This window comes from Curtobacterium sp. VKM Ac-2887 (genome assembly GCF_015350935.1).
Taxonomy (GTDB): Bacteria; Actinomycetota; Actinomycetes; order Actinomycetales; family Microbacteriaceae; genus Curtobacterium.
On record NZ_JADKSB010000023.1, the window covers coordinates 1 to 26,526 of the forward strand.

Consider the following 26,526-nt stretch of genomic DNA (forward strand, 5'->3'; position numbering starts at 1 on the left):
CGTGGCGGGTCCGCCACGGGCCTCCCGTCCGCTTGTCGCTACTTCTTCAGGACGCGCACCAGTTTGCGGAGCACGGTGCCGGTCACCCAGACGAGCGGGATGCTCACCGCGACGAGCGAGATGAGGTTCGGCTCGAACTCGAGGTCCTTGCCGGGGCGACGGATGTACGCGCCGACCGGGATCGACGCGCCGCCGCCACCGCCGCCGCCGTTCTCGTCGTCCCCGCCGCCCCCGAAGCCGAACCAGCCGAGGGACACCGGGATGAGGGTCTGGTCGCCGACCTCGACGGGGTCTCCGTAGTTCGTGGAGACGCCGATCGGGCGTACCTTGTCTGCGATCTGCGTGACGATGTTGGCCATGCGCGCGACGCTACTCGTCCGTTCCTCCACAGGGCGGGCCACGCGCGCACGGGTACACAGCTGGTGCTTGTCTGCGGACGCGGACGGGTGTCACCGATATGTTGGCGCGACCATCACCTGGAGGACCGTTTGCACACCTGGCCCGGCAACCCGTACCCGCTCGGGGCGACCTACGACGGAAGCGGCACGAACTTCGCGCTCTTCAGTGAGGTCGCCGAGCGCGTCGAACTCTGTCTGTTCGACACCGACGGCAACGAAGAGTGCATCCCCCTCGTCGAGGTCGACGCCTACGTCTGGCACGCGTACCTGCCGAACGTCGGCCCCGGCCAGGAGTACGGCTTCCGTGTCCACGGCCCGTACGACCCCGACAACGGCGCACGCTGCAACCCGTCAAAGCTGCTGCTCGACCCCTACGCCAAGGCGACGAGCGGCGAGATCGACTGGGACCAGTCGCTCTTCGCCTACACGTTCGGCGACCCGGACTCGACGAACGACGACGACTCCGCGGCGCACATGATGAAGGGCGTCGTGATCAACCCGTTCTTCGACTGGCAGGGCGACCGCGCACCGCGCACGCCCTACGGCGAAACGGTCATCTACGAAGCGCACGTCAAGGGCCTCACCGAGACCCACCCCGACGTGCCCGAGGAGCAGCGCGGCACCTACGCCGGCGTCTCGCACCCCGCGGTCATCGAGCACCTGAAGCGACTCGGCATCACGACGCTCGAGCTCATGCCGGTGCACCAGTTCGTGAACGACTCGACCCTGCAGGACAAGGGGCTGTCGAACTACTGGGGCTACAACACGATCGGCTTCTTCGCGCCGCACTCCTCGTACTCGTCCTCGGGCGACCAGGGGCAGCAGGTGCAGGAGTTCAAGACGATGGTGCGGGAGCTCCACCGCGCCGGCATCGAGGTCGTGCTCGACGTCGTCTACAACCACACCGCCGAGGGCAACCACCTCGGGCCGACGCTGTCGTTCCGAGGGATCGACAACGCGGCGTACTACCGCCTGGTGGACGACGACAAGAAGTTCTACATGGACTACACGGGCACCGGGAACTCGCTCAACGTCGGGCACCCGCACTCGCTGCAGCTCATCCTCGACTCCCTGCGCTACTGGGTGACCGAGATGCACGTCGACGGCTTCCGCTTCGACCTCGCCTCGGCGCTCGCCCGCGAGTTCTACGAGGTGGACCGCCTGTCCGCGTTCTTCGAGCTCGTGCAGCAGGACCCGATCGTGTCGCAGGTCAAGCTCATCGCCGAGCCGTGGGACGTCGGCCCCGGCGGCTACCAGGTCGGCAACTTCCCGCCCCAGTGGTCGGAGTGGAACGGCAAGTACCGCGACACCGTGCGCGACTTCTGGCGCGGCGAGTCGTCGACCCTCGGTGAGTTCGCGTCGCGCATCTCCGGCTCGGCCGACCTGTACGAGCACGACGGCCGCACGCCCAAGGCGAGCATCAACTTCATCACCGCGCACGACGGCTTCACGCTGTACGACCTCGTCGCCTACAACGAGAAGCACAACGACGCCAACGGCGAGGACAACAACGACGGCGAGAGCCACAACCGGTCCTGGAACTCCGGCGCCGAGGGTCCGACGGACGACGAGTCCGTGAACGCCCTGCGACTCCAGCGACGCCGGAACTTCCTGGCGACACTGCTCCTCAGCCAGGGCGTGCCGATGATCGCCCACGGTGACGAGCTCGGCCGTTCGCAGTCCGGCAACAACAACGTCTACGCACAGGACTCCGAGCTCAGCTGGATCGACTGGGACACCGCGGACGACGACCTCGTCCAGTTCACGGCCGACGTGGTCAAGCTGCGCCACGACCACCCGACGTTCCGTCGCACCCGGTACTTCAACGGGCGCCCGGTGCGCCGTGGTCAGGACGAGCCGCTGCCCGACGTCGTCTGGCTCACGCCCGAGGGCGACGCGATGTCGCCGGAGGACTGGGACTCCGGTTTCGGCAAGAGCGTCGGCATGTACCTGAACGGCGACGGCATCCGCGGGCGCGACTCCCGCGGCGAGCGCGTCACCGACGTGGCGTTCATCACGTACTTCAACGCCCACGACGACGTCGTGACGTTCACGTTGCCGCCCGAGGAGTACGCACCCGGCTGGACGGTCCGCATCGACACCGCCGAGCCCGGTGCCCGTGACGAGATCGTCGAGGCGGGCACACCGCTCGACGTGCCCGCGCGCTCGATGATCGTCCTGCGTGCCGAGCCGAACCACGAGGTCTCGGTCACCCCGGTCGAGGTCCAGCACCACGACGGCGCCCCCGAGCCCCGGTCCCCGCAGGACGCCGTCACCCCGGCCAACCCGGCCGGTTCCACCGCACCGAGCGGCACCGCGCGATGACGACCGTCACGCCGGGGGCCGGACGTCGCGTTCCCGTCTCGACGTACCGGCTGCAGGTCTCGGCGGACTTCGACCTGGCCGCCGCACGCGACCTCGTCGACTACGTGCACGACCTCGGGGCCGACTGGCTGTACCTGTCGCCGGTCCTGCAGTCGGAGCCCGGCTCGAACCACGGCTACGACGTCGTCGACCACACGCACGTCGACACCGACCGCGGCGGTGACGAGGCCCTCCGGGTCCTCGCCGAGGCCGCGCACGCGGTCGGGCTCGGCGTGCTGGTCGACGTCGTCCCGAACCACGTCGGGGTCGCCACCCCGGCGGTCAACCCGTGGTGGTGGTCCCTGCTCGAACTCGGCCAGGGCTCCCCCGTCGCCTGGGCGTTCGACGTCGACTGGGACGCCGGCGACGGCAGGGTCCGGGTGCCGGTCCTCGACGACCGGCTGCTCGACGCGGTCACACTCGACACGTCCGACGCCGAGCACCCGGTGCTCCGGGTCGGCGACACCGCGTACCCGACCGCGCCGGGCACCGCCCACCCGGGCGACTCGGTCGAGGCCGTGCACGCGCTGCAGCACTACGCGTTCGTGCACTGGAAGCGTGCGGACCACGAGCTCAACTACCGCCGGTTCTTCGCGGTGAACACGCTCGCGGCCATCCGGGTCGAGGAACCCGAGGTGTTCGCGGCGTCGCACGGCGTCATCGGCGGCTGGTTCCGCGACGGCCTCGTCGACGGCCTGCGCATCGACCACCCGGACGGACTGTACGACCCCGCCGGGTACCTGCAGGACCTCGCCGAGCTGACCGGTGGTGCGTACACCCTCGTCGAGAAGATCCTCGAACCCGGCGAGGAACTCCCGAGCTCGTGGCCGGTCGACGGCACGACCGGGTACGACGCGCTCGGCGTCCTGGACCGTGTGCTCGTCGATCCCGAGGGCGAACCCTCGCTGACCGCGGCATCGGGCGCGGAGCCCGCCGACTGGCAGCAGCTGACGCACGACACCCGCCGCGGCATCGCCGACGGGATCCTCGGCAGCGAGGTCGAGCGACTCGCCCGACTGCTCGCGCCGGTCACCGCAGGAGCGGACGCGATCACGCACGAACGGCTCGTCGACGCCCTCGCCGAGGTCGTGGCGTCGTTCGACGTGTACCGCACCTACCTGCCCGAGGGCGCCCACCACCTCATCGCGGCGCTCGAACGCGCGGCAGAGGCCCGTCCCGACCTCGACGACGTCATCGACCGGATCGCCCCGGCGCTCGTCGACCCGGACAACGCCGCCGCGATCCGCCTGCAGCAGACGAGCGGCATGGTGATGGCCAAGGGCGTCGAGGACACCGCGTTCTACCGCACGTCCCGCTTGACGTCCCTGAGCGAGGTCGGTGGTGACCCGAGCGTCTTCGCGGTGTCCGTGGCCGACTTCCACCAGGCGCAGCGCGACCGGCTCGGCAGCTGGCCGCACACCATGACGACGCTCACCACCCACGACACGAAGCGCAGCGAGGACACCCGCGCACGCATCGCGGTCCTGGCCGAGCTCGGCAGCGAGTGGGCCGAAACGCTCGACCGGTTGCAGTCCCTCGTCCCGCTCGAGGACCGCGTGTTCGCGGACCTGCTCTGGCAGGCGATCGTCGGTGCCCGACCCGCGAGTCGTGAGCGGCTGCACGCCTACGCCGAGAAGGCATCCCGCGAAGCCGGTGACAGCACCACCTGGACGGAGCCGGACTCGGCGTTCGAGGAGCGGATGCACGCCCTCGTCGACGCGGCGTTCGACGAGCCCGCCGTGGTGGCCGTGCTCGATGCCCTCGACGAACGGATCGACGCGGCTGGGTGGTCGAACGGGCTCGCGCAGAAGCTCGTGCAGCTCACGGCACCCGGCGTCCCCGACGTCTACCAGGGCACCGAGTTCTGGGACCGGTCCCTCGTCGACCCCGACAACCGCCGAGCCGTGGACTACGCCGAGCGGCGCCACGTCCTCGCCGAGATCGACGGCCCGGACGACGACGGCCCCGAGGACCTCCCGGCGATCGGGATCGACGGCGCCGCGAAGCTCCTCGTGACCGCCCGTGCACTCCGTCTCCGCCGCGACCACCCGGAGCTCTTCACGCGGTACCTCGCGCTCGAGGCGACGGGCAGCGCGGCGGACCACGTCGTCGCGTTCGACCGCGGCGGTGCCGTGACGATCGCCACGCGCCTGCCGATCGGCCTCGAACGGGTCGGTGGCTGGGGTGACACCCTCGTGCACGCCGTCCCCGTCGACCGGGTCGACCTGCTCACCGGCCGGACCTTCCCGGCCAGCCGGGGCATCGCCCTCGCGGATCTGCTCACCACCTACCCGGTCGCGCTGCTCGTGCCGGCCGCCACGGTCGGGGAACCCGGCCACGCCGACACGGTGACCGACGCGTCCGACGCGGGACGGGCCTCCCGGTCGACCGCCCGGACCACCCCGGCGACCGAGTCCGACGCGCAAGCGGAGATCGACATCCTGGAGGGTCACGCATGACCGCACCCGACCGTTACGCCGTCTGGGCGCCCGAGCCGGACCGCGTCCGGCTGGTCGTCGACGACGTCGAGTACCCGCTGACCCGGGGCGACGACGACTGGTGGTCGACCGACGCGATCATGCCGGTCGTCGGTGCCCGCTACGGGTTCCGCCTCGGCGACGACGACGCGGTCCGACCCGACCCCCGCAGTCGCTTCCAGCCGGACGGGGTGCACGGCACGTCCGCCGTCGTCGACCCCGCGCGCTTCGCGTGGACCGACGAGTCGTGGACCGGGCGTCCAGCCCGCGGTGCCGTCATCTACGAGATGCACGTCGGCACCTACACGCCGGAGGGGACCCTCGACGCGGCGGCGCAGAAGCTCGACCACCTGGTCGAACTCGGCGTCGAGTTCGTCGAACTGCTGCCCGTGAACGGTGTGAACGGTGAGTGGAACTGGGGCTACGACGGGGTCGCCTGGTACGCGGTGCACGCCCCGTACGGCGGCCCCGACGCCTACGACCGCTTCGTCGACACGGCGCACTCACTCGGCCTGGGCGTCATCCAGGACGTCGTCTACAACCACCTCGGGCCGAGCGGCAACTACCTGCCGCTGTTCGGGCCGTACCTGGTGCAGGGGCTCGCGAACACGTGGGGCGACTCGGTGAACGTCGAGCACCCCGAGGTGCGTCGGTACGTGCTCGACAACGTGCGCATGTGGTTCCGCGACCACCACGTCGACGGGCTCCGGCTCGACGCCGTGCACGCGATCCGCGACACCACGCGGCCGCACGTCCTGGCCGAGATGGCCGACGAGACGGACGCCTACGGTTCCTTCGTCGGTCGTCCGCTGTCCCTGCTCGCCGAGTCGGACCTCAACGACCCGGTGATGTTCCGCCCGCGGGAAGCCGCCGGGTACGGGCTCGCCGGACAGTGGTCCGACGACTTCCACCACGCCGTGCACGTGGCGCTGACGGGCGAGACGAACGGCTACTACGCCGACTTCGCACCGCTGTCGGCGCTCGCGAAGGTGCTCGACCACGGGTTCTTCCACGACGGCACGTGGTCGTCGTTCCGTGGCCGGCGCCACGGGCAACCGATCGACCGTGGGACCTCCCCGGCGACGGCCCTGGTCGTCACGAACCAGAACCACGACCAGATCGGCAACCGCGCGGCGGGCGACCGTCTGGCGGCGACGCTCGACGACGAAGGCCTCGTCATCGCCGCGGCACTGACGCTGCTGGGCCCGTTCACGCCCATGCTGTTCATGGGTGAGGAGTTCGCCGCGACGACACCGTGGCAGTTCTTCACGTCGCACCCGGAGCCGGAGCTCGGCAAGGCGACGGCCGAGGGACGCATCGCGGAGTTCGCAGAGCACGGCTGGGACGAGTCGGCCGTGCCGGACCCGCAGGACCCGACGACGTTCACGAACTCGAAGCTCGACTGGGCCGACGTCAGTTCCGAGCGGGGTGCGGCGATCCTGCGTGCCTACCGCGTGCTCGTCGCCCTGCGCCGGACCGACCAGGCCTTCGTCGACCACCGGTACGAGGCGAACGCCGTGCGGTTCAGCGAGGACCGCCGGTGGCTGGTGCTCACGCGTGGGCTGCTCGGACCGGACGTGGCACCCGTGCACGTCGTGGTGAACTTCCTCGACGACGCAGCCGAGGTGCCGGTCCCCGGTGCCACCGGCGAAGAGCTCTACCGGTTCGGAGCGGCCGAGGTCGCGACGGACTGCGTGCGGTTCCGCGGGCGGGGCGTGGTGGTGCTGCGCTAGTCGCTGCGCAGCCGTCCGGGCGGGCCGGGCTTGCCCACGGGCGGGCCGGGCTTGCCCACGGGCGGCCGATCCGCGAAAGCGACAGTGTCCTGCGAACAGTTCGCGGGACACTGTCGCTTTCGCGGTACCGACGCCGACCCCGACCGCCGACCCCGAGCGCCGACCCCGACTCAGCGGGTCAGGCTGCGTGGTCGGCCACGGCGTGCGCGTTGGTGCGCACGGACGGCAGCTTCCGGTGGTCCTTGACCAGGGAACGGGTCTCGCGGATGCGGCGGTCGATGCCCCACTTCGTCACGAGGGCCAGGCTCTCGCGCACGATGTTGCCGCTCATCTTCGAGACGCCGAACTCCCGCTCGGTGAACGTGATCGGGGTCTCGACGACGCGCAGACCGGCCTCGAGGGCACGCCAGCACAGGTCGACCTGGAAGCAGTAGCCCTTCGACGCGACGCCGGCCAGGTCGATCCGCTCGAACGCCCGTGAGGTGAAGACCCGGAACCCGCCGGTGGCGTCGCGGACCGCGATGCCGAGGGCCAGGCGCGTGTAGAGGTTGCCGCCGCGGGAGAGCAGCTCGCGGTACCAGGGCCAGTTCTCGACCTTGCCGCCCTTGATCCAGCGGGACCCGAGCACGAGGTCGTTCGTGTCCGCGAGCTCGAGCATCCACGGCAGGTACTCGGGGTGGTGCGAGCCGTCGGCGTCCATCTCGACGAGCTTGGCGTAGCCGTGCTCGAGGCCCCAGGCGAACCCGGACAGGTACGCGCCGCCGAGGCCGTCCTTCACCGTGCGGTGCATGACGTGCACGCGGTCGGTCTCGCGGGCGATGGCGTCGGCGATGTCACCGGTGCCGTCGGGCGAGTTGTCGTCGACGACCAGCACGTGGACGTTCTCGTCGGTGGCGGCGAGCGTGCGCTCGACGATGGGACGGACGTTCTCCGCCTCGTCGTAGGTCGGGATGATGACCAGGGTCTCGCTCATGGTGCTCCTCGTGCTCCACATCGAATGTATCGGTCGGTGTTTGGGTCAGTCCGACGAGAGGTCTGCGAACACGATCAGATTGTCCGTGTAGTGCCCGGTGGCGGTGTCGAACACGCCGTCGCAGGTGATCAGTCGGAGCTGGGGGGTCGGGGTGGTGCCGTAGACGTCGCTCGTCGGGAACGCCGACTTGGCGGCGCGTTCCGAGCGGTCGACGGTGAAGGTGCGGGTGCTGCCGTCGGACATCGCGACGTGGATCTCGTCGCCGGCGACCAGTTCGTCGAGCCGGAAGAACACGGCGGCGCTCGTCGGGCTGTCGACGTGGCCGGCGATGACTGCCGGGCCGACCTCACCGGGGACGATGCCGTCGCTGAACCACCCGGCGCTGTCCCAGTCGACGGGCGGGTCGAGTTCGCCGGCCGTGCCGCGGTGCAGGTCCTCGAGGTTCGACTGCACGCCGATCGCGGGGATCGAGACGCTGACGGGGGTCGCCGCGGATCGGGCAGCGGGTGCCGCCGGGTCCTGGAACCCCTTGATGCCCGACCCTGCAGAAGCAGAAGCCGAAGCCGAACTCGACGGCGCCGAACCGGCCCGCCCGTCCGACCCGTCACTGCCGACGGTCGACGCGAGCGCCACACCGGTGACGCCGCCGCCCACGACGACCGCGGCGAGCACGGCCCCGATCACCACGCCACGACGTCCGAACACCGAACTACGCCCGGCGGACCGTCGGCCGGTCACGATGCCCCTCCGGCCGTCGTCGCGCAGCCGCCGAGCACGTCCGAGGTGAGCATGGTCGAACCGAGGGCGGCCCAGGCGTCCCCGTAGTAGGTCGGCGTGGTGGCAGCCGTCCGGTCGGCCCGCTCGAGGTCGTCGGCGGCCGCACCGGAGGAACCGGCCGCGTACTCCGCGGCGGCCCGGGCGGTGTACGCCAGGGCGTTCGTGTCCCCGGTCACGGCGGTGCCGCCCAGGTCGAGCTGCGCCGCGAGCTGCGTCGTCCGACGCAGGGTCGGGGCGAGCGACCCGGCCAGGGCGCGGTCGTCGGCGGAGCAGGCCTCGGCGTAGCGGACGGGCGTCCGCATCGCGTCGTAGCCGTACAGCACGCGCTGGTCTCCCCCGGTGGCGGGCATCGGGTCGACGGTGCCGTCGGCGTGCACCTGCGACCAGTCGCTCGGCAGCTGCGACTCGTCGAGCACCGCCGCGGTCGCCGCGCGGGACCCACGGTTCAGCGCGGTCCAGCGGTCGTCGCCCGTGGCCTTCGCCAGCACCGCGAAGGCGGCCGGCGACGCGTACGAGGCGTTGTACCGGTACGGCTCGGAGTCCGCCCACGGCCCGGGCAGCAGGATCGTGCCGAGCTCCGTGGTCGCGGTCTCGTGTTCCAGGATCGCCGAGGCGATGCGCTTGCCGGCTGTCGTGTACCGGTCCTCGCCCCACGCGTCGCCGGCGAGCACCAGGGCCCGCGCGGCGTCGAGGTCGGCGTCACTGGCCGGCTGCTCGTCGGCGACACCGTCGTCGGGCGTCCAACGCCAGGCGAGCAGGTCGTCGTCGGTCAGCATGTGCGTCTTCGTCCACTTCCAGATGTCGTCGAACCGGTCGCGGTCGCCGTTCGCGAAGGCGATGAGCAGCCCGTAAGCCTGTCCCTCGCTGACGGTGTCGTCGCCCTGGTCGGTGCGGACGACGCGGCCGTCCTGCACGTACCGGTCGAGGAACTCCGTGCGGAGCTCCTTCGGGGAGCGTGCCGCGTCGGGCGCGCTGGTCGAGGTCGGGGTGGCGACCGAGCCGCCCGAGGCCTCGGTGTCCTGCCCCCACGGGCGAACCGCGATGAGCGCGACGCCGACGGCGACGACCACCGCCGCTGCGGCGGTGACGGGTATCCAGGTCCTGCGGGTCATGCTGGCCTGCCTTTCCGTGGATGGTGACGATGGATCTGGACGGGAGGGGCGGATCACGTGAGCGTGTCGGCGCACGTGATCCGTGCCTCCCGGCCAGGGCGTCAGCGGTACAGCGAGCGGAGCGCTGCGATGGCCGTGTGGACGGCCTCCGTCATCGGGCGGTCGGCGGCTGCGCCGCCGCCACCCGTCTGCACGCCGCCGGTCGGCGTCGCGGCGGTGGCTGCGGCGTCCGTGACCGGCACGACCGTCAGGTCGCCCTTGCTGTCGTCGAGGACGAACAGGGTGGAGACCGTGTTGCCCGCGAGGTCGACGCTGGCGGTGCCCTGCTGGCCGCTGCCGGAGACGTCGAGCGTCCACTTGCCGGAGTCGACGGTGGCGTACTTGGTGGCGGTGCCGAACTTCGCGCCCTCGGCGATGGCGGTGCCCTCGGAGGTGCTCACGTCGACCTGCTTCGCCGTGGTGGCGGCCTGGACGAGCCGGAGCTTCGCCTTGCCGTCGCCCGGCTGCTGCAGGTCGTCGGTGAACGCCGTCGTCTTGAGGTCGGTGTTCTTGCCGTACGCGACGACCGTGCTCGCGTCGCCCTTGTCGACCTTGACGTCGGTGGAGATCACCGGCGTCGAGTCCGGGGCGTCCGAGGCCCGCATCGACAGCACGTAGGTGCCGACCGGGAGCTCCTGGTACTTGCTGACCTGGCCGTACGTGACGTCGTCGAGCTCGAAGACCGTCTTGCCGCCGGACAGGCTGGACAGTTCGACGTCGACGCCCTTGGTGTCGGGCGAGAGGTGGCCGACGCGGAGCCAGCCCTCGTCGGCGGTCGCGGCGGAGGCGGTCTGGGGTGCTGCGAGTCCGACGGTCGCGGCGACGAGGGTCGCTGCGAGTGCGCCGACGACGACGGTGCGGCGTCGCTGGGTGTGTGCGGTCATGGTCGTGCTCCTTCGGGTCGTGGTGCTGGTCGAGTTGTGTGCGGTGGTGCTGCGGGCCTTGCTGGGGCCGTGGATGCGAGCGTCCCCGCGAGCGGGTGAAATGCCGGGGTCGGCGTCCGGAGCACCCTGGTGTTTCGCCCGCTCGGCGGTCCCGCGTGTGCGGGTGGTGCGGGTGTCCCCGCGAACGGGCGAAATGCCGGGGTCGGCGTCCGGAGCACCCTGGTGTTTCGCCCGCTCGGCGATCCGGGCAGCGCTCTGCTCGGCAGGGCGGCGGGTCACGAGGCGCTCGTCGCGGTCGTGGTCGGGTCCGCCGGGGTGTACGTGACGGTGAGGCGTTCGCCCTCACGCTCGACCGACGCCGGCCGGAACGAATCGGGCATCGCCTCGAGGGTGGCGGCCACGCGCTCCGCCGAGGCAGCGTCGCTCGTGTGCAGGACGGCGGTGCGGAACGGCTGCCCGGTCTCGCCCGTGAGCGGGGTGAACCGGTCGACGCGGACGTCCTGGTCGGCGAGCACCTGGCCGAGCGCGATCATCGCTCGCGAGTCGACCTGACCCGCACGGAACTGCGACTTCGTGCCGTCGTCGGCCCGGAGCGCCGGGTTCGACGCCAGCTCGGTGCCCATGGTCTTCCGCAGGTCGCTGGCCCGGGTGATCGCGGTCTGTGCGGCCGTCGATCCCTCGGCGTGGATGCGTCGGACCTCGACCTGCTGGTCACCGGACCCGAAGGTCGCGACGGCCGTCGAGTTCTCGATCGCCTGGCGGATGTCGGACGACGAGTTGCCGCCGGTCCGCATGGAGTCCGTCGTGATGACGTAGTCCGAGTCCTTCCACCCGTTGGGCGACTGCCGCTCCACGGCTCCGTCAGTGTCGAGCTTGTAGTACCAGACCACGTTGTTCCGGGCGAAGCCGTCCTCGACGAGGTCGACCCACATGGCGTCGTCCACCAGCAGTCGGGAGGACTTCGAGACGTTGTCCCCGACCCACTGCTCGGCCTGCTGCATCGGCAGGTCGAGGTTGCCCAGGACGAAGCCGCGCAGCTGTGTTCCCCAGAGCGGCACCGCCACGACGAGCGCGACCGCGGTGGTGACGGCCCAGGTGATGCCGAGACCACGACGGGTCCCGGCGCCGAGGCGGGTACGGGTGCGGACCCGACCGGCGATCGCCAGGACGGCACGCTCGGCCGTGTAGGCGACCAGCAGGGCGGCGAAGGGGATGAGCATGATGACGTACGGCACCGGCAGGTACCCGTTCGGGCGGAACATCATTGCGAGCAGGAAGACGAGCATCGCGGCGATCGGACGGACCCGTCGCATGAAGAGCCCGACGACCGCGGCGGCCGAGCCGAGCACGATGAACACCGGGTCGAGCGCCCACCACTGCGACGCGGCGGCGTTGGCCAGGCTGCCCGGGTCGAACAGCGAACCCGATGCCGAGCGCGAGCCGAGCTGGTAGGTGATGCCCTCGAACAGGCTGACCCGACCGCTGCTCGGCAGCAGCTCGCCCTTGACCGCGGCGAGCAGCAGGTACCCGCCGCCGATGATGACGAGGACGGCACCGGCGACGCTCAGCGTGTACCGGCGGGTGCTCTTGTCGGCGCGACGGATCGCCATCCAGATGAGGAACGGCAGGGCGAGCAGGTACGTCTCCTTGGAGAGCACCGCGATGCCGAGGCACGCAGCGGCGCCGGCGAACCCGGCGAGCTGCTGGCGACGGCTCAGGACGAGGACGAACGCGGCGAGCAGCCACGGCGTCGCGACGTTGTCGATGTAGACCGTGCGGTGGTACTGCAGGGCGAGCGGCGACAGCGCGAAGACGAGTCCGGCTGCGGCAGCGGTGATCCGGCCTGCACCGAGGCGGCGGGCGAGGACGAACAGCAGGATGCTCGAGACGGCGGAGAAGAAGACCATCGCCTCGCGGCCGGCCTCGACGGCGAACGGGTAGCGCGCGAACGCCCCGGTCAGACCGGTGTAGCCGGCGATCTGGATCCAGCCGAGTGGCGGGTGGTCGTACCAGTACGTGTAGTGCGTGATCTCGCCGAGGTGCATGATCGCCCAGGCCTGCGCCGTGTACGTACCCTCGTCGTCGATCCGCTGCGGGGTGCCGGACATGTTCCAGGCCTGCACGATGACGGTGACGGCGACGACGGGCAGCAGCCACGTCAGGCTCGCGGCGTGCCGGCGGAACCAGGCGCCGATGCCGGTGTGGTTCCCCGCGACGGCACCGCGGATCGGGATGCCGGTGGTGTTGGTGATGCTGGCGGTCATCGGGTCCCTCCTGTGGTCGTGCCGGCGAGCTCACGCTCGGAAGACGAAGACGAAGACGAAGACGAAGACGACGAAGACGTCGCGCCCGCGGACCCGGACCCGGTCAACTCCGACGCGAAGCCGACGACCTCGGCGGGCTGCTCGGCGTTCCGGTGCTGGCCCGTGTGCTCCGTCTTCTCCCAGCCGTTCTGCCCCTTGGCGTGGCGGACGACGGCTCGGACGGCTGCTGCGGCGAGGAAGACCTGGTACGGCACGAGACCGAGCACGAGCTTCACGTAGTCGCGGAACCGGACCTTCTCCTTGTAGATGCGACCGAACTCGTTGAGACCGACGACCTCGACGGCCAGCAGCATGAGCGTCGGTGCCACCGGGATGAACGACACCAGGGCGATCGCCGTCGGTACCTTGACGAACAGGATCATCAGGACGCTGAGCGGGATGAGCAGACCGGTGGCCGCCTGGATGAACGGCATGGTCAGCATGTACCGGGCGAAGAAGCGCTGACGGAACGACGGCAGCTTCTTCCACTCCCCCTTGCCGAGCACCTGCAGGAAGCCCTGGTTCCAGCGCGTCCGCTGCTTGAGCAGCGAGGCGAAGGTCGGCGGGGTCTCCTCGCGGGTGACGGCTTCGGGGCTGTACGCGACGACGACCTTCGCGCCGTCGGCGGACAGCCGGACGCCGAGCTCGCAGTCTTCGGCGAGGCAGTGCGCGTCCCAGCCGTTCGACCAGTCGAGGCGTTCCTTCGTCACGAAGACGGTGTTGCCGCCGAGCGGGATGAACTTCGAGCCGGCGTGGAAGTGCAGGCGCGAGCGGAACCAGAAGTAGTACTCCAGGACGTTCCGGAGCGACCACCAGCTGGACTTGAAGTTCATCAGCTGCACGCCGCCCTGCACGACGTCGGCGCCGGTCTCCTGGAATCGCGAGTCCACCAGAGTGAGCAGGTGCGGGTAGACCTCGTCCTCGGCGTCGAACACGCCGACGACGTCACCGGTCGCGTACTGCAGCGCCAGGTTCATCGCCTTCGGCTTGTTCTTCGGCAGGGTGTCGTCGACGACCACCCGGATCAGCTCGGGGTGACGGGCTGCGGCGGCGCGCACGACGGCGTCCGTCTCCGGGTCGTCCTCGCCGACGATCGCGATGATCTCGAAGTCGGGGTGGTCCTGCTTCGCGAGCATGTCGAGCGTCTGGCCCATGACCTCCTGCTCGTGCCGTCCGGGCACCAGCAGGGTGAAGCGGTGCGCGGCCGGGCGCGGGGTCTGGCTGAAGCTCGTCGACTTCAGCGCGTCCCGCGAGCGCCAGGCGTGCAACATCCACCAGAGCGTCGTCAGCGCGACGATCGTGAGCAGCACGGAGATCGCGATGAGCGCGGAGTAGCCGATCCACTCACCCAGCGACCACGCGGCCTGCTGGGCGGCACCGGAGCCTCCGGTCGGGACGTCGGTGGTCCCTCGGTTCGGGACGCTCGACGGAGCAGTCCCCTCGTTCGGCTGGAGCAGCGGCCCTGCGGCCGTCAGCAGCGTGGCGGAGATGGTCATGCGGCGAGCCCCTTCGTGCGACGAGCATCGGTGGAACGGAAGACGAGGGCCTTGTACGCGGCGAACCGGAAGGCGGTTCCGAGCACGAGGCCGACGCCGTTGCCGGCGACGTTGTCGGCGAAGGTCGAGGTGAACCCGAGGACGTAGTGCGAGACGAACAGGCAGGCCGCGGCGATGCCGAGCCCGATCAGGTTCGTGGCAGCGAAGAGCAGCCCCTCGCGCACGGTCTCGCGGCGGCCGGTCTGGCGCTCGGCGCGGAACGTGATGAAGCGGTTGCCGATCCACGCCACGGCGGTCGCCACGACGGCCGACACGATCTTCGCGGCGATGGGACCGTCGGGCATGACGGTGGCGCGCAGCAGGTTGTAGATGCCCAGATCGATGACGAAGCAGACGGCACCGATCGTGCCGAACGACGCGAGTTGCCTCGCGGTGGCGAGCAGGCGCGCGACCGTGCCGGGTCGCACGGTCGGCACCGTACCGGTGTCGGGCGACACCAGAACGGGGGTATCAGTTCGGGTCATGCCCCCGATTCGGGGGTAAGTGGCTCGTGGTTTGGGTGGGGTACGGGCTTACCCAGGTGTCTGCCAGTTCCACGACACGTGCCGTTCATCCGGGGTACGGACGGCCGATCTGTGCAGACCGGACCGGTCTGTGCAGGCGGCCAGCAGAGCGGACGGGAGGCCTGTGGCGGCGTCGCCACGGGCCTCCCGTCCGATGGTGGGTCGCGTCTCAGGCGGGACGCTGCGCCGGGGACACGGTCTTGGCCGCGTCGCGCTCCGGGAGGTCACCCAGTGCCTCGTCGATGGCGGCGAGCGCGTCGGCGTCGAGCGTGACGCCCGCTGCCTTGACGTTGTCCGTGACCTGCTCCGGACGCGACGCGCCGACGATGGCGCTGGCGACGTTGTCGTTCTGCAGCGTCCACGCGATCGCGAGCTGCGCGAGGGTGAGGCCGGCCTGGTCGGCGACGGGCTGCAGGCGCTGCACGGCCTCGAGGACCTCGTCGCGCATGAACCGCTTGATCATGTCGGCGCCGCCCTTCTCGTCCGTGGCACGTGAGCCCTCGGGCAGCGGCTGACCCGGCTTGTACTTGCCGGTCAGCACGCCCTGCGCGATGGGCGACCAGACGATCTGCGACAGACCGAGCTGCTTCGAGGCGGGGACGACCTCGCCCTCGATGACCCGCCACAGCATCGAGTACTGCGGCTGGTTCGAGATGAGCTGGAAGCCGAGCTCATTCGCGAGCGCTGCGCCGGCGCGGATCTGCTCGGCGTTCCACTCGCTGACGCCGATGTAGAGCGCCTTGCCCTGGCGGACGACGTCCGCGAAGGCCTGCATGGTCTCTTCGAGCGGGGTCTCGTGGTCGTAGCGGTGCGCCTGGTAGAGGTCGACGTAGTCGGTCTGCAGGCGGGTCAGCGAGCCGTTGATCGACTCGAGGATGTGCTTGCGGGAGAGTCCGACGTCGTTGTGCTGCTTGGGGCCGGTGGGCCAGTAGACCTTCGTGAAGACCTCGAGCCCCGCACGCCGCTCGCCCTTGAGCGCTTCGCCGAGGACGGTCTCGGCGGCGGTGTTGGCGTACGTGTCCGCGGTGTCGAACGTGGTGATGCCGGCGTCGAGCGCCGCCCGTACGCACTGGGAGGCGACGTCGTTCTCGACCTGCGAGCCGTGCGTCAGCCAGTTGCCGTAGGTGATCTCGGAAATCTTGAGTCCGGAGTTGCCCAGGTACCTGAATTCCATGGTCCCGACGCTACTGGAGCCCGCCGACACGTGAGGGGCCCCGCGAGTGCCTGCCGCCCGCCGCGGGGTGGGGCGGGGGGGGTGCGTAGCGGGGTGCGGTGCGGTCTGCCGCCGCGAGCGCGGATCTCGCGAGGGTGGATCCCGTCCCGCGAGCGGGCGAAATGCCAGCGTGCCCGACGGCGACACCCGGCCAATACGCCCGCTCGCGTCGTCGCTGAGGTCGCGACCGCGGGAGCCTCGCCGCGATGGGCGGGCTGACGCCGTCGCCGCGGTCCCGACCGCTGCGCTGACCGGCCGGGCGGGCAGCGCTGCGGTCCGCGCCGGCGGGCGCCCCCGCGAGCGGGCGAAATGCCGCGGTCGCCACGCAGCCGGACCCCGGTGTTTCGCCCGCTCGACCGCGGCGCGATTCCTCCACAGGGGCGCCAGGATCGCGGGCCGTCCACACTGGAGGCACGACTCGCCACCGTCGCGCCCGCTCGGCTCCACGATGTGGAGATGACCGCCAGACGCCGACTCCCGTTGGCGCTGCGGGACGCCTCGTTCCGCGTCCGAGACGCACTGCATCGAGGGGTGTCCCGCGGCCGCCTCGAGGCACGTGACCTCGTCCGCCCGTTCCACGGCACCCGATCCGCGGTTCCGCCGCGAACCGTTGACGAACGCGCCCGCGCGCTGGCTCCCCGGCTGCGCCCCGACCAGGTGTTCAGCCACGTCACGGCCGCCGCGATCCTCGGCATCCCGCTCCCCCGCCGGCTCGAGGGCTCGCCGCGGCTCCACGTCACGACGATCGGGGTCGATCAGGCGCTTCGCGTCCGCGGCGCCGTCGGACACCGCGCCCACCTCGGCAGGGTCCGTGCGACCACCAGCCGAGGTGTGCGTCTGACGACGCCAGCGGACACGTTCGTCGCGCTGAGCACGATGTTGACGCTCGACGAACTGATCATCGCGGGTGACGCCCTCGTCGGGTGGCTCGGATGGGCGACCCTCGACGAGCTGATCCTGGCAGTCGGCCGGCGGCGCGGGCTCCGGGGCGTCGTGAAGCTGCGCCACGCTCTCGCCGAGATCAGGCCGGGTTCTCGTTCCCCGGGTGAGACCAGGGCACGGCTGACCCTCGTCCGCCAGGGACTCCCGGAACCCGCCCTGAACCACGACGTGATCGTGGACGGCAGGTGGATCGCGTGCGTGGACCTCGCCTACCCCGCAGCACGGGTGGCGATCGAGTACGAGAGCGATCTCCACCGCACCGACCCGGCCACCTTCCGGAAGGACCTCACCCGCGGTGAGCACTTGAAGGACGTGGACTGGTGGTTGGTCCGGGCCACGGCGGACGACGTCGGCCGAGGTGTCGATCGATTCGTACAGCGTGTGAGACGCCTCCTGCAGGCCGGGCTCAGCGCACCGCACGACCACCGCTTCGCGACGCTTCGGTGAACAATGGTTGACGCTTCAACCAAAAGGGTGCACACTGGCGTAGTATCAGGTTGATGCAGGCGCATGGATCGCGTCGCACCACAGACTCTCGTTCGGAAGAAGGACCACCATGACGCTCACCGCCACGACCATCCCCGGCTACCAGACCGGCACCTGGAAGATCGACCCCACCCACTCCGAGGTCACCTTCTCGGTCCGCCACCTCGCCATCAGCAAGGTCAAGGGCAAGTTCGAGACGTTCGACGCCACCGTCGTCACCGCCGAGAACCCCCTCGAGTCGACCGTCGAGGCGAACATCGACGTCGCGTCGATCAACACCGGCCAGGAGCAGCGCGACCAGCACCTGAAGACGAGCGACTTCTTCCTCACCGAGGAGCACCCGCAGCTCACCTTCCGCTCGACGAGCATCGAGGCCAAGGGCGACGACCTGCACATCGCTGGCGACCTGACCCTGCGCGGCGTCACCAAGCCCGTCGTCCTCAAGGCCGAGCTCGGTGGCTTCACGACCGACGGCTACGGCCAGGTCAAGTTCGGCGCCGAGGCGACCACGAAGATCGACCGCACCGAGTTCGGCGTGAACTGGAACGCAGCGCTCGAGGCCGGTGGCTTCACCCTCGGCAACGACGTGACGATCAACCTCGACGTCCAGTTCGTGCTCCAGGCGGCCTGAGTCCCTTCGGACTCGCTGCCTGACTGAGGGCACCGAACAGCACCACCCGAACCCGAGACACGCGCCCCGGCTCCCCACGGAGCCGGGGCGTTCGTCGTCCCCGCCGTGCTCCGGGGGTGCGTCCGTGCCCGCCGCCCTCCGCCCGTCGCCCGCCGCCCGCTGCGACGCGCGCGGGTGCTCCATCGCGAGCGCAACCGGGCGAACGGGCGAAATACCGGCCTCATCTCGAACTCGACCCCGGCATTCCGCCCGGTCGCCCAGGGACCACGCGCTGGCACGCCCCTCCGGTGTCAGCGAGTGCAGTGCGCATCGACCCCGCGCAGGCGTGAACGGGCGGAAACGTCCGGTGGGTAGGCGCGCGACCGCGGCATTTCGCCCGCTCGGCCGGGCTCCTCGGCGTAGCGTTGGGCAGCGGACAGGGGCACGCCCGCACGCACGGGAATCCGCACACCGGCCCCCGAGTTACAACGACACACGCACGACACGCACCACCCGCACACACCACCCGCACCACGCACCACCCGCACGAAGCACCGCACGCCAGCCCGACGAACAGGAGCACCACCATGGCCACCGACTGGATCGCGATGCAGGCCCTCGCGGCAGCCGAGTTCGGCCGCCGCGTCGCCGCCGTGACGGACTGGGACGCCGCCACCCCCGACTCCGAGTGGACCACCCGCGACCTCGTGACCCACGTGGTCGACGAGCAGCGCTGGATCCCGAAGCTCCTCACCGGGTGCGACTACGCCCAGGCCGAGGCCGACCTCGAGTTCATCGGCGACGACCTCGTGTCCGAGTGGCAGCGCTTCGCGACCGCGGCGACCGATGCCTGGCGGAACGCCCCGCAGGACACCCCCGTCCACCTCAGCACCGACGTCGTGCCAGCTGGCCAGTACCTCACCGAGCAGACCAGCGACATCACCATCCACACGTGGGACCTGGCGCGGGCGACCGGTACGGACGAGTCCCTGCCGGACGAGCTCGTGCAGGCGGTGTGGGAGTACTTCGAGCCGCAGATCGAGGACCTCGCCGCGACCGGCTTGTACGCCGCCCCGGTCGACGTCGACCAGGACGCCCCACTCCAGGTCCGCCTGCTCGCCGTCACAGGCCGCGATGCCAAGGTGAGCGCATGACCAACGCAGCACCGAGCAACGCAGCATCAGGCAACGCAGCACCGAGCAACGCCGCACCAGGCAACGCGGCCCCGAGCAACGCGGCCCCGAGCAACGCAGCACCGAGCAACGCAGCGACGACGAACACCACCCGCCTCGGCGCCTCCGGCCTCGAGATCAGCACCGTGGTCCTCGGCATGATGTCCTACGGCGCCCCCGACCGCGGCTCGCACGCGTGGAGCGTCGGCATCGACGAGGCCCGCCCCTTCGTCCGTCGCGCGTTCGACGCCGGCATCACCACCTTCGACACGGCGAACGTGTACTCCGACGGCTCCAGCGAGGAGATCACCGGCACGCTCCTCAAGGAACTCGCTCCGCGCGAGGACGTCCAGGTCCTCACCAAGGTGTTCAACCGGATGCGCCCCGGTCGGAACGGCGCCGGGCTCTCCCGCGCCGCGATCATGCACGAGATCGACGCCTCGCTGACCCGTCTCGGCACCGACTACGTCGACCTGTACCAGATCCACCGCTTCGACCCGGTGACCCCGATCGAGGAGACGATGGAGGCCCTGCACGACGTCGTCAAGGCCGGCAAGGCCCGCTACCTCGGCGCGAGCAGCATGTGGACGTGGCAGTTCGCGCAGATGCAGCACGTCGCCGACCTGCACGGTTGGACCCGCTTCGTCAGCATGCAGGACCAGTACAACCTGCTCGAACGCGAGGAAGAACGCGAGATGCACCCCTTCGCGCACGCGACCGGCGTCGGCGTGATCCCGTGGAGCCCCCTCGCCCGCGGCAAGGTCACCCGGCCGTGGGACGCGGAGGGCTCTGGTTCGCGCGCGAGCACCGACGAGTTCGGCAAGACGCTCTACCGCCAGGACGAGGACGCGAACCGCGCGATCGTGGGCGCCGTCGAGTCCATCGCGAGTGACCGCGGCGTGAGCATGGCGCAGATCGCCCTCGCCTGGGTCGCGGGCAAGCCCGCGGTGAGCGCGCCGATCGTCGGTGCGACGAAGGAGCACCACATCGACGACGCGGTCGCGGCCGCCGCGATCACGCTGACCGACGACGAGGTGACGCGACTCGAGTCCGCGTACACGCCCCGGGTGCCGTCCGGTTTCTGACGCACCCACGAGCGGACGGGAGGCCCGTGGCCAGCTGGCCACGGGCCTCCCGTCCGTCTCCGGTCACGTCCACGACACGTGACACGCGGACGTTTCAGGCGACGGCGCCGCGCTCGCGTTCGAGGCGCGCGATGCGCACGAGCGCAGCGCGCTCGGTGCCCGTCTGGTTGCCGAGTACCCCACCGATCCCGTCGAGCACGAGTCCGGTCGCCCGGCCGACGGGCAGTTCGACGGGCCCGATCGCGGGGGCCCGCAGGCCGAGCATCGAGCGGTGGCGGGGGTCGAGCGTCGAGACGGCGCCCTGGAACAGCGCCTGGTAGCCGGGCCGCAGCATCAGCGCGAGCGGCGGGTTCTTGATGAACTTGACGACGTCGCGGGTGCGGGCAGTGACGGCCAGTTCGCCGCGGTCGAGGTACCCGTCCATCTGGGCGCGGAGCTCGGCCTCGGACTCCGGGGCGTCCTCGACGCGCATGAGCCGGCCGGCGGTCGCCCACTCGCGGACGTAGGCGTCGGCACCGCCGGGGATCGGGCCACCCCAGCGCTGCGCAGCGCGGAGGAACGCGTCGGTGAAGGCGAGGTGCACCCAGCGGGCCAGGTCGGGGTCGTTCGCCGCGTAGTCGCGTGCGACGCCGTGGCCGTCGACGTACTGGCCGCGAACGCGCTCGTGCAGGCGCAGCACCCACTCGCTCGCTCCGCGGGCGGTCGCGGTGTCGCCGTGCGAGACCGTGTAGATCCACCGGATGGTGCCGGCGAGTCGGCCGAACGGGTCCTCGCGGTAGCGGGAGTGGTCGGCGACGCCGGCGAGGGCTCCCGGGTGCAGGGCCTGCACGAGGAGTGCGCGGACGCCGGCGACGATCGTCTGCTTGCCGCCGTGCACCGCCCACGTCGCGGAACCGGGGCCGAAGAAGCCGGCGTCGGTGCCGGCCTCGAGTTCGTCGATCCACTCCGGCTTGCTCGTCGCCCCACCGGTGAACGTGTCGTTGAGGCGGGAGCGGAAGGCATCGGAGACGGAGGGCATGGCGTCATCGTCCGTCCGCCCCCTGGGAGCGCGCTCGGCTTCGTGCACCCCGATGGCGCCCGATGCCGGCCGATGCCGCCCGATGCTTCCCAGCGGGCGCCGGGGTGGCCCGCTAGGTTGGGACGCGTGAGCATCGACACGCCTCGTCCCTGGCTTGCCTCGTACGCGCCGGGGGTCCCGCACGACATCGAGGAACAGCACGGTTCCCTGATCGACCTGGTCGAGGAATCGGCGCGACGGTTCCCGGGCAGGGTCGCGCTCGAGTTCTTCAAGCGGACGACCAGCTACGCCGACCTGCAGGAGCAGATCCTCCGCGCGGCGAACGGCCTCCGCAAACTCGGCGTCGGTGCCGGCGACCGGGTGGCGATCGTGCTGCCGAACTGCCCGCAGCACATCGTGGCGTTCTACGCGGTCCTGCGCCTCGGCGCGATCGTGGTCGAGCACAACCCGCTGTACACGCCGCGCGAGCTCCGCCACCAGTTCGAGGACCACGGCGCCAAGGTCGCGATCGCCTGGGACAAGTCCGTCGCGACGCTGCAGGACTTCCCTGCCGACGTGAAGCTCGACGCGATCGTGTCGGTCGACCTGACCCGCGCGATGCCCCGCAGCACCCGGCTCGCCCTGGCCCTGCCGGTGGCGAAGGCCCGCGAGTCCCGCGCGAAGCTCACCACCGCGGTGCGCGGCACGACGAAGTGGGACGACCTGGTCCACACCCGCAAGCTGTCGAAGCGGCACCCGCGCCCGTCGACGGACGACATCGCCCTGATCCAGTACACCTCGGGCACCACCGGCACGCCGAAGGGCGCGGTCCTCACGCACCGGAACCTGCTGGCCAACGCCGCGCAGGCTCGCGCCTGGGTGCCGCAGATCCGTCGGGGCGACAACGTCGTGTACGCGGTGCTGCCGATGTTCCACGCCTACGGCCTCACGCTGTGCCTGACCTTCGCGATGAGCATGGCCTCGCGGCTCGTGCTGTTCCCGACGTTCGACCCGGCGCTCGTGCTCACCGCGATCAAGAAGCACCCGCCGACGTTCCTGCCCGCCGTCCCGCCGATCTACGCCCGACTGCAGCACGCCGCCGACTCGGCGAAGGTCTCGCTCGAGGGCATCGAGATCGGCATCTCGGGCGCCATGCCGCTGTCGCAGGACATCGTCGAGCCGTGGGAAGCCCGGACCGGCGGGTACCTGGTCGAGGGCTACGGGCTGTCCGAGTGCTCCCCCGTGCTGATGGCGAACCCGGTGTCCCCGGAGCGTCGCCTCGGCTCCATCGGGCTGCCGTTGTCCTCCACCGAGGCCCGCGTGGTCGACCCCGACGACAGCACGAAGGTGCTCGGCGTCGACGAGCCCGGTGAACTGCAGGTCCGCGGGCCGCAGGTGTTCCGCGGCTACTGGGGCAAGGCCGAGGCCACGGACGAGGTCTTCACCCCCGACGGCTGGTTCCGCACCGGCGACATCGTGGCGATCGGCGCCGACGGCTACGTCCGGATCGTCGACCGACTGAAGGAGCTCATCATCACGGGCGGCTTCAACGTGTCGCCGTCCGAGGTCGAGGACGCACTGCTCAAGCACCCGAGCGTCAAGGAGGTCGCGGTCGTCGGCATCACGCAGGGCGGCAACGAGCAGGTCGTCGCCGCCGTCGTGCCGAAGGACCCGTCCTCGTTCGACGCAGCGGCGCTGCGGGTGTGGGCGCGCGACCAGCTGGCGGCGTACAAGGTGCCGCGTCGGGTCGTCGTGGTCGAGGACCTGCCGCGCTCGATGATCGGCAAGGTGCTGCGGCGGAAGGTGCGGGACCAGGTCCTCGCCGAGGACTGACGGCTGACGGCTGACGGCTGACGGCTGACGTCGTCAGTGCCCGACGCGCGTCAGCGCAGGCGTCGCCCCGGCACCGCGAGCACGGCGAGCCCGGCCACCACGAGTGCGATGCCGACCCACCCCGTCGCACCGAGGTGCTCCCCGACGACGAGCACGGCGAGCACCGCTGCGACCACGGGCTCGAGCAACGACACCAGGGTCGCGACCGAGGCACCGACGGACCGCAACCCCACGGCGTACAGCGAGTGCCCGAGCACCGTCGGCACCAGGGCCAGGTACAGGAACACCGGCCAGTTGTCGCCCTCGCCGAGGTACGGTGCGCCGGCGACGAGCACCAGCACGACGAGCGGCACGGCGGCGATGCCGAACACGGCGCCGACGAGCCCGCGGCCGTTCGGCAGCCCCGCCGCGACGGCTTCGACCCCGGGCCCGCCGGGTACCGACACCGCCCCGGCCGCCGCGTGCAGTCCCCGCGCCACCGCCCACGAGTACAGCGCGTACGTGAGTCCGGCGAGCAGGGCACTGGCGACCCCGAGCGCGAGCGCACCACCACCGCCGTCGTGCTCCGAGCGCGCCAGGGTCACGACGACCATGCCGGCCACGCTCACCAGCGTGGCGACGATCCACCTGCCGGTGACGGGCCTCCTGTCCGACACCCACTCCACGAGCCCGGCGAACACGGGTGACGACCCGATCGCGATCGTGGTGCCGAGGGCGACGCCCGCGTCGGCGAGGGCCGCGTAGAAGGCGACCGCGTAGACGACGAGCGCCCCTGCGCCGAGCAGCGCCCACCCCCGCGTGCGACGCTCGGCGACGGCGCGGAGCGTGCCATGTCCGGCGACGGCGGCGAGCACGAGTCCACCGATCCCGAAGGTGACCGCGCCGAAGACGAAGGCGGGGACGCCCGGGGCGAAGTGCGTCGCGGTGCCGGTGGTCCCCCAGACCGCGGCGGCGACGACCACCGCGGCGAGCCCACCGGCGGGCGTCGGGACCCGGCGCGCGCTGGCGGGACCCGTCACGAGACGTGGATGGACGGCCGGCGGTGGACGTCCGGTTCGGCTTCGCGCAGGACCTCGCGCGTGACGGGCGCGACGTCACCGGCACCGGTGAACACGAACCGCAGGGCGTTCCGGATCGGGCTGCCCTCGTTCCACTCGAAGTAGATGCTCGGGACGACCCCGGCGGTGTCGCGGATCGCAAGCAGGGTCGAGGCGATCGTGTTCGGCACGTTGCCGGACCGGACCCGGAGCACACGGTGTCCGTGCACGACGTGCCCCTCGACCAGCAGATCCTCTTCGAAGTCGGACGAGTCCGCGGGCAGCACCTCGAGGAACATCGTCGGGACGCGCGCCGGGATGCCGGAATCGCGCCGTTCCTCGCGCCCCTTCGCCCGGTACGCCTCGGCGGTGCCGGCACCCGGCTCGTTCGCGATGATGCAGACCGCGCTGAACTGGTCGGCGTCGGCCTCGACGAACTGCCGGGCCGTGGCGTCCAGCTCGATCGACGACGCGCGGAGCTCGAACGACCGGCGCACCCGCGAGACGAGCGACACCACGACGATGGCGATGATGAAGATCGCCGCGATCCGGACGCCGTCGGGCCGCTCGATGACGTTCGCGACCGTCGTGTAGACGAACACGACCGAGATGACGCCGAACGCGATGGTGCGCTTCTTCTGCTGCCGGCGACGAGCCGACAGGGTGACCGCGACCGCGGCGCTCGTGATCAGGACGAGCACGCCGGTGGCGTAGGCCCCGCCCTGGGCGTCGACGTTCGCGCGGAACACGATCGTGATCAGGAAGGCGATGAGGGTGAAGATGATGACGAGCGGCCGGGTCGCCCGCGCCCACTGCGGCGCCATGCCGTAGCGGGGCAGGAACCGCGGCACCAGGTTGAGCAGGCCGGCCATCGCGCTCGCGCCGGCGAACCACAGGATGGCGACGGTCGAGAAGTCGTAGATCGAGCCGAACACCCCACCGAGGTACTGGTGCGCCAGGAAGGCCAGGGCCCGCCCGTTCGCACCGCCGCCCGGCTGGAACTCGTGCTGCGGGATGAGGAACGTCGTCGCGATCGACGAGGTGATCAGGAACGAGCTCATGATCACGGCCGCGACGGTCAGGAGCCGCTTGGTGCCGCGGATCCGACCCTCGGGCCGGGCACTCGTGTCGTCCGACGCGTCACCGCGCACCTGCGGCATCACCGCGACGCCGGTCTCGAACCCGGACAGGCCGAGCGCGAGCTTCGGGAACACGACGAGCGCGATGCCGACCATGACGAGGGGGTTGCTGTGCTGCGCGGTGAGCCCCGACCACCAGTCGCTGGCGACCATCGGGTGCTCGAAGACGTGCCAGAGCGCGACCACCACGACGACGGCGTTCAACGCGAGGAACACCGCGACGAGGCCGACCGCGATGCCGATCGCCTCCTTGAAGCCGCGGAGGAACACCACGCCGAGCAACAGCAGCAGCGCGAGGGTGAGCGGGACGGGGATCTCGGTGAACCAGTGTGGCGTGTACGGGTTCTCGGCGATGTGCGCCGTGGCGTCCGCCGCCGACAGCGTCATCGTGATCATGAAGTCGGTGACGGCGAACCCGAGCAGGACGAGCACCAGGAGCTTGCCGGCCTACCACGGCAGGAGCTTCTCGAGCATCATGATCGACCCGGCACCGCGGAAGCTGTCGCTCGCGACCCGGCGGTACACCGGCAACGCGCCGAACAGCGTGACGAGCACGAGCACGATCGTGGCGATCGGCGACAGCAGGCCGGCGGCGAGCGCGGCGATCGCCGGTTGGTACCCGAGGGTCGAGAAGTAGTCGACGCCGGTCAGGCACATGACCCGCCACCACGGGTGGGTCTTCTCGACCTCGACCTGGTGCGGACCCTGGTGGGATGCCCCTTGGTGGGCGCCCTGCAGCATCCAGCGACGCAGTCGGGTGCTGCGGTCGAGGGGTGGCTCCGTGGCGTCGCGCTGGGCGGCCCGCTCGGCGTCTGTCGCGGTCACGTGGACGATGCTAAGCCGTCCGGGTGAAGCACGCGCGCACCCGGACGGCCCCTGTGGACAACCCGGTC

General features: G+C 71.0%; 19 protein-coding genes and 1 pseudogene. 8 read left to right on the plus strand and 12 right to left on the minus strand.

Annotated features, from left to right (window positions below; all coding sequences use genetic code 11):
• Window positions 1-38 precede the first annotated feature (38 nt).
• Window positions 39-359: a hypothetical protein gene (locus tag ITJ69_RS18020; protein ID WP_111086838.1), complete on the minus strand. Its 321-nt coding sequence runs from the start codon at window positions 357-359 to the stop codon at window positions 39-41.
• A gap of 129 nt (window positions 360-488) precedes the next feature.
• On the opposite strand from ITJ69_RS18020, the gene glgX reads away from it, so the two are divergent.
• From glgX to treZ, 3 genes are read left to right on the plus strand one after another with little or no spacing between them, the layout of a single operon-like run.
• A complete protein-coding gene (gene glgX / locus ITJ69_RS18025; protein ID WP_123294024.1) occupies window positions 489-2,723 on the plus strand; it encodes a glycogen debranching protein GlgX in 2,235 nt (744 codons plus the stop codon).
• Window positions 2,720-5,221 carry a malto-oligosyltrehalose synthase gene (gene treY / locus ITJ69_RS18030; RefSeq protein ID WP_194673575.1) on the plus strand — a complete coding sequence of 834 codons (2,502 nt, stop codon included), beginning with the start codon at window positions 2,720-2,722 and terminating at the stop codon, window positions 5,219-5,221. Before glgX ends, treY begins: the two co-directional genes overlap by 4 nt.
• Window positions 5,218-6,972, plus strand: coding sequence for a malto-oligosyltrehalose trehalohydrolase (treZ, locus tag ITJ69_RS18035; RefSeq protein WP_159574184.1), 1,755 nt, complete (start codon window positions 5,218-5,220; stop codon window positions 6,970-6,972). Before treY ends, treZ begins: the two co-directional genes overlap by 4 nt.
• A 178-nt stretch (window positions 6,973-7,150) precedes the next feature.
• Here treZ and ITJ69_RS18040 read toward each other — a convergent pair whose 3' ends face one another.
• The 8 genes from ITJ69_RS18040 to ITJ69_RS18075 form a co-directional block, all read right to left on the minus strand.
• Window positions 7,151-7,945, minus strand: a complete 795-nt coding sequence (locus ITJ69_RS18040) for a polyprenol monophosphomannose synthase (RefSeq protein WP_123294027.1) — start codon at window positions 7,943-7,945, stop codon at window positions 7,151-7,153.
• A gap of 45 nt (window positions 7,946-7,990) precedes the next feature.
• A complete protein-coding gene (locus ITJ69_RS18045; RefSeq protein ID WP_235036071.1) occupies window positions 7,991-8,632 on the minus strand; it encodes a class F sortase in 642 nt (213 codons plus the stop codon).
• 47 nt (window positions 8,633-8,679) lie between these two features.
• Window positions 8,680-9,834, minus strand: coding sequence for a glycosyl hydrolase family 8 (locus ITJ69_RS18050; protein ID WP_194673576.1), 1,155 nt, complete (start codon window positions 9,832-9,834; stop codon window positions 8,680-8,682).
• Window positions 9,835-9,935: 101 nt separating this feature from the next.
• Window positions 9,936-10,757 carry a DUF4397 domain-containing protein gene (locus ITJ69_RS18055; protein ID WP_194673577.1) on the minus strand — a complete coding sequence of 274 codons (822 nt, stop codon included), beginning with the start codon at window positions 10,755-10,757 and terminating at the stop codon, window positions 9,936-9,938.
• 275 nt (window positions 10,758-11,032) lie between these two features.
• On the minus strand, window positions 11,033-13,021 hold the full coding sequence (locus ITJ69_RS18060) for an ArnT family glycosyltransferase (protein ID WP_132099623.1): 1,989 nt from the start codon (window positions 13,019-13,021) through the stop codon (window positions 11,033-11,035).
• Complete coding sequence (locus ITJ69_RS18065) at window positions 13,018-14,556, minus strand: glycosyltransferase (protein WP_194673578.1); 1,539 nt, start codon at window positions 14,554-14,556, stop codon at window positions 13,018-13,020. The genes ITJ69_RS18060 and ITJ69_RS18065 overlap by 4 nt, the downstream gene beginning before the upstream one ends.
• Window positions 14,553-15,023, minus strand: coding sequence for a GtrA family protein (locus ITJ69_RS18070; protein ID WP_323743148.1), 471 nt, complete (start codon window positions 15,021-15,023; stop codon window positions 14,553-14,555). The genes ITJ69_RS18065 and ITJ69_RS18070 overlap by 4 nt, the downstream gene beginning before the upstream one ends.
• Window positions 15,024-15,288: 265 nt before the next feature.
• Window positions 15,289-16,293, minus strand: coding sequence for an aldo/keto reductase family protein (locus ITJ69_RS18075; protein WP_194673580.1), 1,005 nt, complete (start codon window positions 16,291-16,293; stop codon window positions 15,289-15,291).
• A gap of 495 nt (window positions 16,294-16,788) precedes the next feature.
• On the opposite strand from ITJ69_RS18075, the gene ITJ69_RS18080 reads away from it, so the two are divergent.
• The 4 genes from ITJ69_RS18080 (at window position 16,789) to ITJ69_RS18095 (ending at window position 20,627) form a co-directional block, all read left to right on the plus strand.
• Window positions 16,789-17,721 carry a hypothetical protein gene (locus ITJ69_RS18080; RefSeq protein WP_123938907.1) on the plus strand — a complete coding sequence of 311 codons (933 nt, stop codon included), beginning with the start codon at window positions 16,789-16,791 and terminating at the stop codon, window positions 17,719-17,721.
• A gap of 109 nt (window positions 17,722-17,830) precedes the next feature.
• Complete coding sequence (locus ITJ69_RS18085; protein WP_111086826.1) at window positions 17,831-18,391, plus strand: YceI family protein; 561 nt, start codon at window positions 17,831-17,833, stop codon at window positions 18,389-18,391.
• Window positions 18,392-18,957: 566 nt separating this feature from the next.
• Window positions 18,958-19,524, plus strand: coding sequence for a TIGR03086 family metal-binding protein (locus ITJ69_RS18090; RefSeq protein WP_131845388.1), 567 nt, complete (start codon window positions 18,958-18,960; stop codon window positions 19,522-19,524).
• A gap of 176 nt (window positions 19,525-19,700) precedes the next feature.
• Window positions 19,701-20,627 (plus strand): aldo/keto reductase, encoded by a 927-nt coding sequence (locus tag ITJ69_RS18095; protein ID WP_228506088.1) that lies wholly within the window; start codon window positions 19,701-19,703, stop codon window positions 20,625-20,627.
• A 94-nt stretch (window positions 20,628-20,721) separates the two neighbouring features.
• On the opposite strand, the gene ITJ69_RS18100 is transcribed toward ITJ69_RS18095, so the two are convergent.
• Window positions 20,722-21,645, minus strand: a complete 924-nt coding sequence (locus tag ITJ69_RS18100; RefSeq protein WP_134194071.1) for an oxygenase MpaB family protein — start codon at window positions 21,643-21,645, stop codon at window positions 20,722-20,724.
• Window positions 21,646-21,771: 126 nt separating this feature from the next.
• Here ITJ69_RS18100 and ITJ69_RS18105 point away from each other — a divergent pair, with 126 nt between their 5' ends.
• Window positions 21,772-23,457 (plus strand): long-chain-fatty-acid--CoA ligase, encoded by a 1,686-nt coding sequence (locus tag ITJ69_RS18105; protein WP_194673581.1) that lies wholly within the window; start codon window positions 21,772-21,774, stop codon window positions 23,455-23,457.
• 50 nt (window positions 23,458-23,507) lie between these two features.
• Here ITJ69_RS18105 and ITJ69_RS21045 read toward each other — a convergent pair whose 3' ends face one another.
• Together ITJ69_RS21045 and ITJ69_RS18115 are read right to left on the minus strand one after the other, a co-directional pair.
• Window positions 23,508-24,476 carry a DMT family transporter gene (locus tag ITJ69_RS21045; RefSeq protein ID WP_194673582.1) on the minus strand — a complete coding sequence of 323 codons (969 nt, stop codon included), beginning with the start codon at window positions 24,474-24,476 and terminating at the stop codon, window positions 23,508-23,510.
• Window positions 24,473-26,374, minus strand: a pseudogene (locus ITJ69_RS18115) (amino acid transporter). Before ITJ69_RS18115 ends, ITJ69_RS21045 begins: the two are co-directional and overlap by 4 nt.
• Between the last annotated feature and the right edge of the window lie 152 nt (window positions 26,375-26,526).